18 protein-coding genes are annotated in these 13,323 nt (G+C 53.2%); 9 read left to right on the top strand and 9 right to left on the bottom strand.

Annotated elements, in window-relative coordinates:
- Positions 1–65 precede the first annotated feature (65 nt).
- A complete protein-coding gene (locus RTU96_RS03590) occupies positions 66–263 on the bottom strand; it encodes an alpha/beta-type small acid-soluble spore protein (protein WP_293007622.1) in 198 nt (65 codons plus the stop codon).
- Positions 264–691: 428 nt separating this feature from the next.
- Between RTU96_RS03590 and RTU96_RS03585 the strand changes: the two genes are divergently transcribed.
- On the top strand, positions 692–1,846 hold the full coding sequence (locus RTU96_RS03585; RefSeq protein ID WP_312634999.1) for an aminotransferase class V-fold PLP-dependent enzyme: 1,155 nt from the start codon (positions 692–694) through the stop codon (positions 1,844–1,846).
- 109 nt (positions 1,847–1,955) lie between these two features.
- On the opposite strand, the gene RTU96_RS03580 is transcribed toward RTU96_RS03585, so the two are convergent.
- Positions 1,956–2,540: a hypothetical protein gene (locus tag RTU96_RS03580; protein WP_312634997.1), complete on the bottom strand. Its 585-nt coding sequence runs from the start codon at positions 2,538–2,540 to the stop codon at positions 1,956–1,958.
- A gap of 419 nt (positions 2,541–2,959) precedes the next feature.
- Here RTU96_RS03580 and rpmE point away from each other — a divergent pair, with 419 nt between their 5' ends.
- The 4 genes from rpmE (at position 2,960) to RTU96_RS03560 (ending at position 5,873) form a co-directional block, all read left to right on the top strand.
- The gene (gene rpmE / locus RTU96_RS03575) at positions 2,960–3,163 is read left to right on the top strand and encodes a 50S ribosomal protein L31 (RefSeq protein WP_293007616.1); all 204 of its coding nucleotides are present in this window, start codon (positions 2,960–2,962) and stop codon (positions 3,161–3,163) included.
- 130 nt (positions 3,164–3,293) lie between these two features.
- Positions 3,294–3,800: a flavin reductase gene (locus tag RTU96_RS03570; RefSeq protein ID WP_312634996.1), complete on the top strand. Its 507-nt coding sequence runs from the start codon at positions 3,294–3,296 to the stop codon at positions 3,798–3,800.
- A gap of 26 nt (positions 3,801–3,826) precedes the next feature.
- Complete coding sequence (hflX, locus tag RTU96_RS03565; protein WP_312634995.1) at positions 3,827–5,116, top strand: GTPase HflX; 1,290 nt, start codon at positions 3,827–3,829, stop codon at positions 5,114–5,116.
- Between the two features lie 121 nt (positions 5,117–5,237).
- The gene (locus tag RTU96_RS03560) at positions 5,238–5,873 is read left to right on the top strand and encodes a YigZ family protein (protein ID WP_312634994.1); all 636 of its coding nucleotides are present in this window, start codon (positions 5,238–5,240) and stop codon (positions 5,871–5,873) included.
- 184 nt (positions 5,874–6,057) lie between these two features.
- Here RTU96_RS03560 and RTU96_RS03555 read toward each other — a convergent pair whose 3' ends face one another.
- Entirely contained in the window at positions 6,058–6,531 is a 474-nt protein-coding gene (locus tag RTU96_RS03555) for a hypothetical protein (RefSeq protein ID WP_312634993.1), read from the bottom strand.
- Positions 6,532–6,551: 20 nt separating this feature from the next.
- Between RTU96_RS03555 and RTU96_RS03550 the strand changes: the two genes are divergently transcribed.
- Positions 6,552–6,791, top strand: a complete 240-nt coding sequence (locus tag RTU96_RS03550) for a hypothetical protein (RefSeq protein WP_312634992.1) — start codon at positions 6,552–6,554, stop codon at positions 6,789–6,791.
- A 7-nt stretch (positions 6,792–6,798) separates the two neighbouring features.
- Here the strand turns inward: RTU96_RS03550 and RTU96_RS03545 are convergent, their stop codons facing one another.
- Positions 6,799–7,692 (bottom strand): SH3 domain-containing C40 family peptidase, encoded by an 894-nt coding sequence (locus tag RTU96_RS03545; RefSeq protein WP_312634991.1) that lies wholly within the window; start codon positions 7,690–7,692, stop codon positions 6,799–6,801.
- A 56-nt stretch (positions 7,693–7,748) separates the two neighbouring features.
- The gene (locus RTU96_RS03540) at positions 7,749–8,051 is read right to left on the bottom strand and encodes a hypothetical protein (RefSeq protein WP_312634990.1); all 303 of its coding nucleotides are present in this window, start codon (positions 8,049–8,051) and stop codon (positions 7,749–7,751) included.
- A gap of 221 nt (positions 8,052–8,272) precedes the next feature.
- Between RTU96_RS03540 and RTU96_RS03535 the strand changes: the two genes are divergently transcribed.
- Positions 8,273–8,860, top strand: a complete 588-nt coding sequence (locus RTU96_RS03535) for a polysaccharide deacetylase family protein (protein WP_312634988.1) — start codon at positions 8,273–8,275, stop codon at positions 8,858–8,860.
- Positions 8,861–8,899: 39 nt separating this feature from the next.
- On the opposite strand, the gene RTU96_RS03530 is transcribed toward RTU96_RS03535, so the two are convergent.
- Together RTU96_RS03530 and RTU96_RS03525 are read right to left on the bottom strand one after the other, a co-directional pair.
- A complete protein-coding gene (locus RTU96_RS03530; protein ID WP_312634986.1) occupies positions 8,900–9,610 on the bottom strand; it encodes a hypothetical protein in 711 nt (236 codons plus the stop codon).
- Positions 9,611–10,034: 424 nt separating this feature from the next.
- Positions 10,035–10,703, bottom strand: a complete 669-nt coding sequence (locus tag RTU96_RS03525) for a hypothetical protein (protein WP_312634985.1) — start codon at positions 10,701–10,703, stop codon at positions 10,035–10,037.
- Between the two features lie 1,051 nt (positions 10,704–11,754).
- Between RTU96_RS03525 and RTU96_RS03520 the strand changes: the two genes are divergently transcribed.
- Both RTU96_RS03520 and RTU96_RS03515 read left to right on the top strand, forming a co-directional pair.
- Positions 11,755–11,940 (top strand): hypothetical protein, encoded by a 186-nt coding sequence (locus tag RTU96_RS03520; protein WP_312634984.1) that lies wholly within the window; start codon positions 11,755–11,757, stop codon positions 11,938–11,940.
- The gene (locus tag RTU96_RS03515; RefSeq protein WP_312634983.1) at positions 11,937–12,320 is read left to right on the top strand and encodes a hypothetical protein; all 384 of its coding nucleotides are present in this window, start codon (positions 11,937–11,939) and stop codon (positions 12,318–12,320) included. The genes RTU96_RS03520 and RTU96_RS03515 overlap by 4 nt, the downstream gene beginning before the upstream one ends.
- Positions 12,321–12,494: 174 nt before the next feature.
- Here the strand turns inward: RTU96_RS03515 and RTU96_RS03510 are convergent, their stop codons facing one another.
- Together RTU96_RS03510 and RTU96_RS03505 are read right to left on the bottom strand one after the other, a co-directional pair.
- A complete protein-coding gene (locus tag RTU96_RS03510) occupies positions 12,495–12,665 on the bottom strand; it encodes a hypothetical protein (protein WP_312634982.1) in 171 nt (56 codons plus the stop codon).
- A 326-nt stretch (positions 12,666–12,991) separates the two neighbouring features.
- Positions 12,992–13,168, bottom strand: coding sequence for a hypothetical protein (locus tag RTU96_RS03505; protein WP_312634981.1), 177 nt, complete (start codon positions 13,166–13,168; stop codon positions 12,992–12,994).
- Between the last annotated feature and the right edge of the window lie 155 nt (positions 13,169–13,323).

Raw genomic sequence — 13,323 nt, 5'->3', positions numbered from 1 at the left:
TTTTATAAACGTAACGCGGCTCCCGACAGATAAAACCGGGAGCCGCGTATTTGCCTTAAGAGAAGTTACAGGGACTTCTCGTAGGACTCGATCATCTTCTTAACCATCTGGCCACCGACAGAGCCGGCCTCGCGGGAGGTGAGGTCGCCGTTATAGCCTTCCTTCAGGTTGACGCCAACCTCGGAAGCAGCCTCCATCTTGAACTTATCCATTGCCGCGCGGGCCTCGGGCACGTTGATCTTGTTAGTGTTCTTGCTAGCCATAATTGTTTCTCCTTTTCTCAATTCCGAATTTATTGAATTCGTGTTTGTGGGTTTCTGGGTATCGCAAGAGTAGTTTGACTCGAAAAAATAAGAATATGCCGAAATTTTGGCGGTAAAATTTTGAAACACTGCAAATTCTCACCTTCTAAAAAATTGACGGCACGGTGCGCAGAAACCTCAAAACCCTGTGCAGCTAAGATAGCACCCGCTTGCGAGGCTTTCGTCAGCCTCAAGGAAGGTTAAAACAACGGCTTCACTTTTTCAGTGGCCGGACAGCCAATCGATGATGGGGTTCCAGAAGCAGCCTGTGGCTGCTTTAATCTCCAATCGTTTTTTTGCATATGTGTTTATCTATGATCTTATCCGCCGATTGAACGGTTTTGAGATTCATATTAAGATGATTATAAAAATACGGACGGAGGAACGCTATGGACACGATTTATTTTGACAATGCCGCCACGTCGTTTCCCAAGGCTCCCGGCGTGGGACGGGCAATGGCCGAGCTGATTGAAAACGGAGCCTTTAACATCAGCCGGGGCGGCTATGAGCGGTCCTATGAGCTGCTGGGACAGGTGCTGGACGCGCGGGAGCGATTGAAGCGTCTTTTCTCCGCCCCCAAGGAGGCCTGCGTCTGCTTCACCGGCGGAGTGACCGCCTCGGTAAATCAGTTTTTAAAGGGGCTGCTGGTTCCCGGCGACCACATCATTGTCTCCTCTGTGGAGCACAACGCGGTGATGCGCCCTCTGCGCACGCTGGCTCAGTCTGGGGTGGAGGTCAGCGCCGCCCCGTGCGCCCCGGACGGGACACTGGAGCCAGAGACGGTCCGCGCCCTTCTTCGGAAAAACACACGGGCCGTGCTTTGCACCCATGCATCCAATGTCTGCGGAACCGTTCTGCCCATAGGGGAGATCGGCGCGATTTGCAGGGAGCGGGGCGTGTGGTTCGCGGTGGATGCGGCCCAAACCGCAGGCGTTCTTCCCATCGATATGGCAGGTATGTGCATCGACTTTCTGGCCTTTCCCGGCCACAAGGGGCTGCGCGGCCCGCAGGGCGTGGGCGGCTTTGTGGTCCTGCCGCTTCTTGCAAAAGCCATGCGCCCGGTGATTGAGGGCGGCACCGGCTCCCGTTCCGACTCCGAGGAGCAGCCGGAATTTCTCCCGGACAAGTTTGAAAGCGGCACGCTGCCCATCCCTGCAATCATCGGTCTGCGGCAGGCTCTGCTGGCTCTTGAGAACGGTCCGGAAATGGTTCTTGAAAAAGAAATGGCACTGACATCCCAGTTTTTAGAGGGACTCTCCGAAATTCCCGGCGCAAAGGTGGCAGGGATTTCCGACCCGGCCCAGCTTTCCCAGCGGCTTGGCGTGGTCAGCGTGGATTTCTCCCCGGCGGATAACGCAGCGGTGGCCTATGCGCTTGAGCAGGAGGCCGGAATTATGACCCGGGTAGGTCTGCACTGCGCGCCCCGCGCCCACCAGACTCTAGGTACCTTTCCACAGGGCACGGTCCGGTTCTCTTTCAGCCCCGAAAACACCGCTGACGAAGTGGCCCTGTGCCTTTCGGCCATTCGGACGATTTTAAAATAACGTAAGCGCCAGTTTTTTTGCCTTTCCGGAACTATTGTACCCCATAAATCGCAAAAGGAAAAAGCGCGGGGCAGAGAAAACTCTGTCCCGCGCCTCTGCGTTGATGGTACTATATTGCCTCGGCTCTTTCGTCCGACACAGACCGGCGCAAAAGCGCCTCTACAAACTCAGCGTCCCTCAATCCATAAAAAACCAAACCCGCCGCTCGGTCCTGTCCCTCCGCACTTTGGAGGTCCGTTTTCGGATTGCACGCCCTGAAGCGCGGCTGGCGGTCCGCATCCTCAAAAATGGCGCTTCCCATCACCAACGCGTCCGCCTCCGGCTGAAGACACACCCGTTTCACGTCGTCCACCTCGTCCAACTCCATATAATATACACTTTTATCCCGGGTGAGCAGAATGGCTCTGCGGTCGGTGACGAAATACTTCATCCCCATTACGCTCCACCGCTCCAGCCACGGCATGGCAATCACCAGCGCCGCCACCAGCGTCACCAGCGCGGCAAATTTCCCGCTGAGCGCGTCGCTCCCCGTGCTGTAAATCCCTAAAAGTGTGGAAATGCATACCAGCGTGATCGCCCATCTGACAAGAATTTTTCCTCTTTCCCGCTGACTCAGCAAAGGAACCGGCGCCGACCGTCCGCTCCAGCGGACGACTTCGCCATCCCACAGATATTCTCTAAGCTCCTCGTTCATCTCGCTTCCCTCCCATTCCCTTTTGTAAAGCGGACACGCCTTTCCTCCGCGCGCCGCCCGACGTATTTTCCTGTTTTATTATAGCCTTAACCTGTGTTCAATGACTGCAAAGGCCCCGTCTGCTTCTGCTAATTTTTTGTAAAGTTCCATTGCCCGGTCTGCGGTTTTCACGGAAAGCCGCAGACCGCGTTGCTTCACTTTTCTTTTGTATTCCGGAGAGTTTTCTTGTTCTTCACCGACTCTTTGCCGGGCAGCCGTTTATGTTTCTTTATATGCTCCGCTGTAATTTTCGTCAAAGATTTCGTTTTTTCCGAAATCTTCTTGAAAAAGTCCTTGCAATCCGTAAAAAACTGTGTTAGACTGACTTGTGCCTTTGTAAGGGGCATTAGCGATTGGATCGAAAGAGGTGAACGAGAGCAATGAAGGAAGGAATCCATCCCGATTATCAGCAGACTACTATTTCTTGCGCCTGCGGTAATGTGATTGAGACAGGTTCTACCAAGAGGAATATCAAGGTGGAAGTCTGCTCTAAGTGTCACCCCTTCTTTACGGGCAAGCAGAAGCTGGTGGATACCGGCGGACGCGTAGCCAAGTTCAACAAGAAGTTCGGCTTGAGCAACTAAGACCGACGACACGTTCACAAAGTCCCGTATCCGTGAGGATACGGGACTTTTGCGCCTTTGTCCGCTTTACAATTTTTCACGAAGCGGATATAATACTACCACTATTAAAATGATGGAGGAGACGATTGTCATGCGCTTGAAATCTGTAAACCCCAAGGAGCTTTCCATAGAGGCCCTGCGCCTGTTTACGGGGCGGATGCCTCTGCTGACAGCGGGAGACAAGACGGCCTGCAACACCATGACCATCGGCTGGGGCGGCTTGGGCAGCCTCTGGAACAGGCCCGCCTGCACGGTGTACGTGCGTCCCTCCCGCTACACCTTTCAATTTATGGAATCCAACGACTATTTCACCGTGTCCATCCTCCCCAAGGAGCGAAAGGACGCGCTGACCTTGTGCGGCACCAAAAGCGGCAGGGATACCGACAAAATTGCCGACTGCGGTTTTACGCTCTGCTACGGTGCGGGCGACGCCCCGTTTTTCGACGAAGCGGAGCTGGTTTTGGTGTGTCGCAAGCTGTATGCGCAAGACATGACGTCTGAGTTTGTCATCGACTCCGGCGCAGCGGCCTCTTTTTACCCGGAGGGCGACTGGCACCGTATGTATATCGGCGAGGTCGTGGAGGCCTATCAGGCATAACCGCCACAGGCGGAAAAAGGAGATTTATGCAAGAAACAAACGAAATCAGAGATAAAGTGGTGCTGGTGGGGCTGAACTCCCCCGTGCTGCGCAAAGAGGATCTGGCCGATGAAACCACTATGGAGGAGCTGTCCGCTCTGGTGGATACCGCCGGCGGCGTGACGGAGGGAATTATCCTTCAAAACCGGGAAAAGCCGGACCCCCGCACTTTCATCGGCGAGGGAAAGGTGGCGGAGGTGCAGCTCTACTGCGAAAACACGGGAGCTACGATGGTCATTTTTGATAACGACCTCTCCCCTTCCCAGCAGCGGGTGCTGACGGAGCTTTTGGGCATTCAGGTGCTGGACCGCTGCGGATTGATTCTGGACATTTTTGCCCAACGGGCCAAGACCAGAGAGGGCCGCCTTCAGGTGGAGCTGGCGGAGTATCAATACCTTCTCCCCCGTCTGACGGGCATGTGGACCCACTTAGAGCGTCAGGGCGGCACCAGTGGAATGGGAGCCATCGGCTCCAAAGGCCCCGGCGAAACCCAGCTTGAAACCGACCGTCGGCTGATTCACAAGAAAATCGACAAGCTTCGGGCGGATTTAGACGATGTGCGCCGGGTGCGGAGCACCCAGCGCCAACAGCGGCGAAAAAACGAGATTCCCGTGGTGGCCATTGTGGGCTATACCAACGCGGGCAAGTCCACCCTGTTAAACAGGCTTACCGGCGCGGCGATCCCCGCCAACAACCGCCTGTTTGACACGCTGGACACCACCAGCCGTCTTTTGACCGTCAGCGAGACGCAGGACGTGATTCTCAGCGACACCGTGGGCTTTATCCGGAAACTTCCCCATCAGCTCGTGGAGGCGTTTAAGGCCACGCTGGAGGAGCTTGAGTACGCGGACCTTCTGCTGCATGTCATCGACGTATCCAACCCAGAGTGGCAGCAGCAGGCTCAGGTCGTGGAGGAGCTGATCGGGGAGCTGGGCGCCAGCGACCTGCCCCAAATTGAGGTATTTAACAAGAGTGATCTCTCCGGCGGGGAAATTCTGCCCCGGGGCGAGGACATGGTCACCATTTCCGCCAAAACCGGAGCGGGCATTGAGGAGCTTTTGCACCTCATCGACCTCCGGCTGGACAAGGGCGCGCGGCGGGTGGTCATCCACCTCCCCTACGACAAGGGCGGAATGCTTGACATGCTGTACCGGGAAGCGAAGGTGGAGCTGGTGGAATACACCGACACCATCGACGTGACCGCCGTATGCGCCCCCCGGGTTTTGGGGCAGTTGGTCCCCTATGTGCAGGAGACGGAGAACGAGGACGGCGAATGAACTCTGCGTGAAGCGCCTTCTTTCCCGCTGAGTTCTTCTCAGCTCTGAAGCACCAGGCTGTCGCCCCGGTCAATTTGGTGGGGCAGGACCGGGGCGGTCGCGCCGAAATAGGAGGAACGGTATGGACGAGTATCTGGTCCCCTTTGCGGACGGGGCAAGCGAATTTACGGAAAAGCGTTCCCGTTTTATCAGCCGCCTCTGGCGAACAGAAAACGAGGACGAGGCCCGCGCCCGCATTGAGGAGACGAAAAAGCAGCATTACGACGCTCGCCACAACTGCTGGTGCTATTCCATCCGGGCAGGCGGGATCGTTCGCTACTCCGACGACGGCGAACCTCAGGGCACGGCGGGACAACCCATGCTGAACGTATTTCAGCGGGAGGGTATCACTGATTTCTGCTGCGTGGTAACGCGGTATTTCGGCGGCGTGCTGCTGGGAGCGGGGGGATTGACCCGCGCCTATTCCAAGGGCGCGAAGGACGCGCTGGACAGCAGCGGCATCAGCCGTGTAAGCCTTTGGACGCTGTGGGAGGTCCCTTGCCCCTATCCTCTGCTGGAGCGCATCAAGCTGGAGCTGGGGGCCGCAGACGCGGTGGTTGAAAATGCAGACTACGGCGAAACCGTTACGCTGCTTGCCGCATTTCCCAAAAGCGGCGCAGAAAACTTTTCTCTTCGGCTGACGGAACTGTCCGCCGGAGCGCTGTCCATGACAAAGCGGGGAGAGGAATTTCGCCCGGGACCAAGAGAGCCACGGTAAATCGCCGGATTTGCAAAAGAGCGGGCCGCTTGTGCGGCCTGCTCTTTTCAACTTATAAAAGCCCCGGGCATGTACGCTTCCGAAAATTTATCCCGTGCTGTGCGCGCCCCGCCGCCCGCTTTTAACGGGCGGCGGGGCGCGGCGTATTCTCTTCAAAATTCAACTACGGGAATTTTTAAAAGATTTAAATGTCGCACTCTCTGGTACGCCACGCAACTTCCATCTCCAAGTCCCGCTTCAGCTTGGCGTTCTCCGCCAAAAGCTCGTCATAGTGGCGGCTCTGCACGTAATACTTTACAAAGCTAAAACTGGCCTCCTGAAACTCCTTCTCTGTATATTCAGGCAGGAGTGAGCCGTTTTCCCGTTTCAGCCCCTGAACGGAGATCACCACGATGCGGCGGTTTTTCTCCGAGAGGTGAATGATGCGCAAGTTCTCCGGGATTTCCAGCTTCAGATCGTAACTCTCGTTGACCTCTTCCAGCAACCTGCGCTGCTCTGGTTTGGCCGAAACAATCACGCCATATTTTTCAAACAGTTCTTTTAAGTAATCGACAGAGACTTCCTCTCTGGTGATGGTCCCCTTTCCAATGCCGGAAAACATGGTGTTGGAAATGGAAAAGCTGATAAACACTTCCTTGCCGGTCTTCGGATAGCTCATATTTGTATACCTCCCCACATATGATCCATGATGACGGAACCCTTTTCTGCACCGCAGGCTTGCCGCTGCGGATGCAAAACACCGCTGTGAAATGTTCTTCTGTGGACAGTATATCACAGTTCCCGGAAAAAGAAAACACTAAATTGCGCAACATTGCGCAATTTAGTGTGAAATGTTGCCTGTACAATCGCCGTGCCGCTCTGCAAAAAAACACGGCGGACAGCAAAGCCGTCCGCCGTAAATCTCATTTTCCTATGTAAACCAAGCTCAAACGCGCATACCGCCCACAAAATAGGTGTTGTAATACCCACTGGTCAGCGTACTGACAATCACGCCGCCGCTGTTGGCGGAGGAAGCGTGGATAAACTGCCCGCCGCCCATATAAATACCGGCGTGGGAACACGCTTTTCCATTAGAGCGGCTGGGGTCATTGAAAAACACCAGATCGCCGGACTTCAGCTCCGATGCAGAGTAAAGCTTCTGGCCCTTTCCGCTCTGCCACTGGCTGGTGGCACTGTGGGGCAGGCTCACGCCCATCTGCTTGAACACGTACATAGTGAAGCCTGAACAGTCAAAGCCGCTGGGAGACGAACCGCCATAGACATACCGGGTGCCCAGATACTGCGTTGCAATATCAGCCGCGCCGGAGGCGGATGCCTCGTCAGAGACCAAATCCACAAAATCACTGCGGATATAACCGATAGTCCCATACTGGCAGGTCACGGCGTACCAGCCGTCGGCAAAGCCGTCCACCGTTACGGCGGCGTCCTTGTTTACCGTGGCAACGGCTTGCGCGTCAGGATCGGCGGAAGCACGAACATTCACTCCATCGCCGTTTATGCGGCCCGGAGCAGTAAAAATGCCATCCTGATCCTCAATGACATACTCGGCGGAAACATAGCCGGACTTCCCGTCAAAGCCCACATAGTACCACCCGTCCTGCTTGCCCAGAATGGAGACGGCGACACTTTTGTCCAACTGCGTGACAACGGAAGAGGAAGTGGATGCCTCGGCCCGAAGCCGCAGGCTGGAGCCGGTGGTACAACCGACGCCGATTGCAATTTGATCGGCGGCGGAAACGGAGGCCGTGGCGGCCAAAAGCATCGTCATTGCGGCGGAAAGAACGAACATCCCGGCCGCTTTACCTGCACGGTGTTTCATAAGTGTACGCTTCCTTTCGAATTTTCGTTTGTCGGGAAGTGGAAAAGCCGCCTGCCTTACAGCTTGCCGGCCAATGCGCGCTCCAGCCAGATGGCGGAGATGTCCATGGCCTCGTACAGGCTCTCTCTTTCACTTTTTTTCACCACGCGATCCCGGGATTTCAGATCCGGGTCCGTTAATTGTAATTGGACGGAAACCTTGGTAGCCACATTCATGTCCTGAATCTTTTTGCTGTCCATTACCTGCATCATAATGATATATTTCTCAGCCATCGTGCCGTAGTAAATCAGATTATCCACCCGGCGAAGCGGGTGACCCTTATAGGTCAGGCCCGAGGCCTTCTCCATACTTTCAGCCATCAACATGCTCCTTTGAAATTATTTTGTAACCAAATTGTAACAGAATTTTTCCGCTTTGTCAATTCTAAACAAACCCAATTTTTTAGGAAATTTTTTCCTCACTCTCTGCCAAGCATGATTCGTAACCCCTTGTCCCCGTGCAGTCTCCTCTGCTTTTCCCACGGATTGGCGCAATTTCCAGTGCTTATGCTCATATACTTTTTTATCTGAGGAGGGATTTTATGAAAATCATTATTTGGAAAAAAAAAGCCACCGCCCTGCTGGCGGCGGCGCTGGCGGTGTCCCTTGGCGGCTACGCGGCCTCCTACCCCACCGAGGCGCTCGCCACGGAACGCCAGCTTCCCATCTACTGCGTGGACAGAGGGCAGCAAAAGATTTGCTCCATCAGCTTCGACGCCGCCTGGGGAAACGAGGACACCCAGACCCTCATTAACATTCTGGAGCAATACAATGTAAAAACCACCTTTTTTGTGGTGGGCGACTGGGTGGACAAATACCCGGAGTCCGTCAAGGCGCTCAACGACGCAGGCCACGAAATTATGAGCCACTCCGCCCACCACGACCACTACAATTCTCTCTCCACCGAGAAAATCACCGCCGACCTAAAGGAGAGCAGCGACAAGATTGAGGCCATCACCGGCGTGCGTCCCACACTGATTCGCTGTCCCTACGGAGAGTATGACGACCATGTGGTCAAGGCCATTCGGGATTACGGAATGGAACCTATTCAATGGGATGTTGATAGTCATGTTATAAAAATAAATACAGAGGGACTGGGAGTTTCCCAGTCCCTCTATTTTTTCTTGTGACGATATGTCTGCCAGCGCGAACTATGTTAAAGTGAAAATTTAATCCATGTTCGACGGATTCAGCGCTTCCAGAATAGCATTTGCCTGATCATCCGAAATCGTACCAGCGTTGAGGAGATTATCCAACGTTACCTGAATGGAACTCGAGTCGGTATCTGAATCCGAGGAGCTTGAGCTTATGGCACTCTCAATCGCATCTTGCTGGTCATCCGACAGCGTACCGTTTTCAACCAGACTTTGCAGCAGTTCCTCCAAATAATCTTCATCTTCATCGCTGTCATCCTCCGAATCGGCAGGAGGGGGAGGCGGCGGGCCCATCGGTTTATCAGCCTTTAGGCCAGAGGCGGCGCCATCATCTTTCGGAGCCAGAGCTTCCGCAACGGCACTTTCCTGATCACTGCTAATCGTCCCATCATTCACCAGACTATCAAGCGTTGTTTTCAAAGGATTTGATCCATCTGATACATCCACAGAATTCGAGTTCATGGAATTTAAAACTGCGTTAGCCTGATCGCTGGTAATTGTTCCATCACTTACCAGACTGTCAAGTGCATCAGAAACAGCAGAGGTACTCCCCAAAGATTCAGCATAGTCATTATAAGCATTGTCGCTTATTTCAACTGTGTCAAACCTCTGTCGCTCGGTTGATTTTGTGGAACTGGAATCGCTGGACGAAGAACTGTTCTTTGTGCTGTCGGTACGCTGAGTTTGGTATAATGCCATCAGAGAACTGTTGCCATCAATTTTCATGCTTTCGTCATCCCTTTTCAGCAAATTTTTGTTGCCAAAATTTGCTATCCCTACATCTTTTTATCGGCCTCGCTTCTGATTATGATAACAGCAATTTTGAAAATTTAGGCATTCTTTTTTTAAGCTTAGATAATAAAGCAAACTCGCCATTGTGGGATGGATCCACGCAGGCGAGTCTGCTTTTGTAGGGATATGCCACTTGGCAAACATCCTCATCTCGAGGACGTTAACTAACATACAACTTGAATATTGATATAGCCTTGAAACCTGATAAGAGAACAGCACCCAGCCCTATACTTCGTGGAAAAGCCAAGCCCAGTTACGTAGAACTTCCCCAGAGCCTATCAAGGCTCTGGGGAAATTGAAGGCTGCGCGGTTCCTGCTTTAAGCGCGGGAAGAAGTCATCGCATAGGTGCGGCGGGATTTAATTGTTGGCAGACTGAGCGCCGGAGCTGCTGCCAGCAGAAAGATCGGCATTTGCATCATCAGGCACAGCCGAAGGGCCTGCCATGATATTCTTGACAATTACAGAAGTGGCCGTGTTATTATCTCCGAGTACAACATCAAGAACAGTTCCCTCTTTAATGTCATCAATCGTTCCGTCTGTCTCTCCGGAGATGCTTTGCACTGTAATTGCCGTGTCGCCTGCTATTGTAATAAATACTGTCTCTGTACCCGCCACGAAGGTCTTTCCGCCACCGGGCTGGCCGCCGCCAGGCTGTTTCCCGTCGGGCTGGTCGCTGGGCTGCTGACCGCTGGGCTGGCTACCTGAGGGGGCTTGCCCTTCATCCGAAGAGGGCTTTATTGGCTCGCCGCTTGCGCTACTGCCGGCCGGCTGGGCGGGTCCGCCGGCTTGCCCCTGTCCACCGTCCTCCATTGTCCCCAGAAGCAACGTGACTGTCTTGTCACTGATGCTTTGCACCTGTCCGATAATTTGAGAGCCGCCAGACTCACCGGAACCGGATGTACTGGCAGAATTGCTTGCCGCGCCTGTGGGATTTTCCGAATTCGCGCCGCTGCTTCCGCATCCGGCCAGCGCCATGGCCATCAGTCCCGTAACACACAAAAGAGATAATGTACTTTTTAGTTTCATTGTTTTGCCTCCTTATTTGTATGGACTATACATAAACCAAAATTCTGAAAAAAAGCTTAAATTATGGAAAATTTTTATTGCCGCCTATATGGATTCGCTATCTGCGTTGAGCATAACCCGGCGTGTCAAAACGCATGCAATTTTTTCGGCGATATTTACATTTTATTCATAGTTTTTTAAGCTTGTTTATAAACTTTCCCGATATGATACAAACATGCTCAACGGAACGAGGCACTGCCGAAGAGTATAAACTTTTTCATTTTCTTCTTCTATCTCTCCTGCAAACTAATTCCCGCCTTCCATCGTGAAGGCGGGAATTAGTCTTTATATTGTCCCGCCATACCCAGCAGATGCCCAGACTTGGGATTCTCTTCCTGCTTGGCATTCCACAATTTCGTGCGGTATGCGCTGTTGATGTTAATGAGCTTTCTGACGTGCTCCCAGATAAAGTTTCAAAAAAGAAATTATTTTCACAAACGGCCCCGCTCTCTGCTGCACACACTGATATGCGGGAGGATGATCGCCCATCAACTGCCTCCCTCCAAAACCCCTGCAAGGCACTCCGCATATGCTGGGGGTAGAGGAGGACTTTAATATGGCAAGAAATCCTTTTTGTTTTTTTACACCGTGGAATCCCAAATGCCGTCCACCTAAGCCACCCGGGCCTCCGCCCGGACCGCCTGGGCCGCCCAGGCCACCCTGGTCCCCATGGCCCCCCTGGACTCCCAGACCTCCTAGGCCGCCGGGACCTCCGGGACCGCCTAGGCCACCGGGACCTCCTGGCCCTCCTAAGCCACCCTGGTCACCTAAGCGATAATCTTTCATATGCTCGCCGAAAGGAATCTTTCGGCGAGCTTTCCGTTTTTCCTGCGCACGAGCGTAGCTAGTATATTCAGGCATCGGGCCAACTTCCTTCCGGCCGCATATAGCGAATAATTTCCAGTAAGTACAATTCTCTCCGCAAAAATTTTAATTGACAAATTATTCCATTTATTGTACTATTGTAAATCATTGTAAACGAGGTGATTAAATGGCCCGCACGGTAAAAACCATGGAAGAACGCATTGCCATTCTGGACGAGAAAATTGCCAAAAAGAAAACTGAAATTGCAAAATTGGAATCTCAGAAATATGCGCTTACGCATCCTGTGTCTATCAGAGATCTCGTTATGAAGGCAAAGCAATCCGGCATGACACCCAACGAAATTGCCCAAAAGCTTGGCATTGATATTGAGTGACCTATTGCCCCGCCGTTTCGGCGGGGCGCTTCTTTGCTCCTTATTTATCTTGTCCGCCCTCTCCGGCCTGCTGCACCCTCAGGCGCATCGTGCCATTTGCAATTGATGCAGCGTTTCAGGTATTTTTGACAATCGCGTTGCCCATGGTAATCCTCTCCCCCGGTACTCACACCGACTATTTTCATTTGCATATGATGCTTTGGGTGATTATCTTGAATCCTTGTGAAATGAATATGCTGATTGCGGCCCTGACCAATTATTTTTATACCAATCTCTCGGAAAAGGATTTTATATGCCTGAGTATTTTCCTGCGCGAACTCAGCAAGTCAATGATTGGCACAACGGTATTTGACGGCCTTTGCTACAAGGAGAAGAAATAATCCACCACTTTTTATTCCCCACTTTCTTTCCCCGTCTCCTGAGGGCCGCGCTTGCCATAACCGATCAACAAGGCAGTTCCCCGGATTCCTCCTCCTCGACAAGCTCAGAGTGCCCGTCATACGGGGCCGGGGCAGATGTGCCCGAATTGGAGTGAAGGCTGTCCCCGGTGGTTTTCACGGACTTGTGGTATCCATTTGCAAAGTGGCGGTAACGCACTCGTCGCCGCTGTCGTGATATTCGCTCCAGCCGATCCACCCCTCATGGGAGGCGGCGATACAGCGGCTACTTACGATGATATCCTCCCCGCGCTCCAGTTTCGACCAGAAATCCGCTTTCCAGAACACCCACGAGGGCGACCTGTTCTCATTTCGCTAATAGGCAACCCCCAAGACATACTGAATTTTTATTTTGCAGCGCCGCGGGCGACGTGGAGCCGCGCCCAACTGGCAGCAACATACTTTTCCCCCTCCGGGCCGGTGATGTCGTCCAGCGCCGCCAGCTCCTCGCCCCACGTCTCAACGTCCGTGCCCTATAGGCTCAAATTGCCGCCCTGCTTAGCGTCGTACAGTTTTCACTGATAGTCCTCCGACAGCCGCGCCACCTCATAGGCGGTATCCTCGGCAAGCTTGTCCGTCTTTTTTCCGCAGCCGGGCCCTCCCAGCCGCACAAATTATTTTTTTTCATAAGTATCTTCAATAGGAACGAATCGAATGGCATTTGCCGTCCTCTCTGGGTGAGCGAGTGCATAAGGGATGACGTCCCGAATTATGATTTTTCTGAAGTGCTCCTGGTATTCCGGCTCGTCCCCGGTGATTTCCCGCCCGTTCCATGTCAGTTTTAATTCCATGAAAGGCACCACCTCCTTTGGAATTTTATTGGCAGGGCCTGTCCACTATTCACCCCATCCCCAAACATTGAGGTGCTATCCGCCTCTTCCGCATATTCTCTAGACTTTCGTTGCAATTCGGACCTCCGTGATATCCGCCATGATTTCATCCATCA

The organism is Oscillibacter sp., from assembly GCF_032018205.1.
Taxonomy (GTDB): domain Bacteria; phylum Bacillota; class Clostridia; order Oscillospirales; family Oscillospiraceae; genus Oscillibacter.
This window is presented reverse-complemented; position numbering and strand designations above follow the sequence as displayed.

Coding starts and splice junctions, on each gene's coding strand:
- RTU96_RS03540 (WP_312634990.1), bottom strand. CDS start 8,051: ATGGCTGAAAGTATGGAGAAGGCCTCGGGCCTGACCTATAAGGGTCAC.
- hflX (WP_312634995.1), top strand. CDS start 3,827: ATGCAAGAAACAAACGAAATCAGAGATAAAGTGGTGCTGGTGGGGCTG.
- RTU96_RS03505 (WP_312634981.1), bottom strand. CDS start 13,168: ATGGAATTAAAACTGACATGGAACGGGCGGGAAATCACCGGGGACGAG.
- RTU96_RS03585 (WP_312634999.1), top strand. CDS start 692: ATGGACACGATTTATTTTGACAATGCCGCCACGTCGTTTCCCAAGGCT.
- RTU96_RS03550 (WP_312634992.1), top strand. CDS start 6,552: ATGATCCATGATGACGGAACCCTTTTCTGCACCGCAGGCTTGCCGCTG.
- RTU96_RS03560 (WP_312634994.1), top strand. CDS start 5,238: ATGGACGAGTATCTGGTCCCCTTTGCGGACGGGGCAAGCGAATTTACG.
- RTU96_RS03555 (WP_312634993.1), bottom strand. CDS start 6,531: ATGAGCTATCCGAAGACCGGCAAGGAAGTGTTTATCAGCTTTTCCATT.
- RTU96_RS03520 (WP_312634984.1), top strand. CDS start 11,755: ATGGAAGAACGCATTGCCATTCTGGACGAGAAAATTGCCAAAAAGAAA.
- RTU96_RS03570 (WP_312634996.1), top strand. CDS start 3,294: ATGCGCTTGAAATCTGTAAACCCCAAGGAGCTTTCCATAGAGGCCCTG.
- rpmE (WP_293007616.1), top strand. CDS start 2,960: ATGAAGGAAGGAATCCATCCCGATTATCAGCAGACTACTATTTCTTGC.
- RTU96_RS03530 (WP_312634986.1), bottom strand. CDS start 9,610: ATGAAAATTGATGGCAACAGTTCTCTGATGGCATTATACCAAACTCAG.
- RTU96_RS03545 (WP_312634991.1), bottom strand. CDS start 7,692: ATGAAACACCGTGCAGGTAAAGCGGCCGGGATGTTCGTTCTTTCCGCC.
- RTU96_RS03525 (WP_312634985.1), bottom strand. CDS start 10,703: ATGAAACTAAAAAGTACATTATCTCTTTTGTGTGTTACGGGACTGATG.
- RTU96_RS03535 (WP_312634988.1), top strand. CDS start 8,273: ATGAAAATCATTATTTGGAAAAAAAAAGCCACCGCCCTGCTGGCGGCG.
- RTU96_RS03590 (WP_293007622.1), bottom strand. CDS start 263: ATGGCTAGCAAGAACACTAACAAGATCAACGTGCCCGAGGCCCGCGCG.
- RTU96_RS03580 (WP_312634997.1), bottom strand. CDS start 2,540: ATGAACGAGGAGCTTAGAGAATATCTGTGGGATGGCGAAGTCGTCCGC.